General features: G+C 52.5%; 1 protein-coding gene. It reads left to right on the top strand.

The window, feature by feature from the left end; translation table 11 throughout:
- Positions 1–51 precede the first annotated feature (51 nt).
- A complete protein-coding gene (locus ADI86_RS12095; RefSeq protein WP_193390660.1) occupies positions 52–384 on the top strand; it encodes a hypothetical protein in 333 nt (110 codons plus the stop codon).
- The last annotated feature ends 24 nt before the right edge of the window (positions 385–408 follow it).

The following is a 408-nucleotide window of genomic DNA, read 5'->3' as shown; positions in this document are numbered from 1 at the left end:
GATGTGCTGGCTGATTGGCTCGCACTTGTCGATGCTGACTGGCTAGCTGATGTGCTGGCTGATCGGCTTGCACTTGTCGATGCTGACTGGCTAGCTGATGTGCTGGCTGATTGGCTTGCACTTGTCGATGCTGACTGGCTAGCCGATGTGCTGGCTGATTCTGACGCACTTGTTGATGCTGACTCTGATGCACTTGTGCTTGCTGATTCTGATGCGCTTGTTGATGCTGACTCTGATGCACTTGTGCTTGCTGATTCTGATGCGCTTGTTGACGCTGACTCAGATGCACTTGTTGAGGCCGATTCAGAAGCTGATGCGCTTGTTGATGCTGACTCAGATGCACTCGTTGAGGCACTTTGGCTAGCGCTTGTCGACGCTGACTGACTTGCACTTGTTGAGGCAGACTTA

The sequence above is a fragment of the Streptococcus pseudopneumoniae genome (assembly GCF_001074975.1).
GTDB classification, from domain to species: domain Bacteria; phylum Bacillota; class Bacilli; order Lactobacillales; family Streptococcaceae; genus Streptococcus; species Streptococcus pseudopneumoniae_D.
This window is presented reverse-complemented; position numbering and strand designations above follow the sequence as displayed.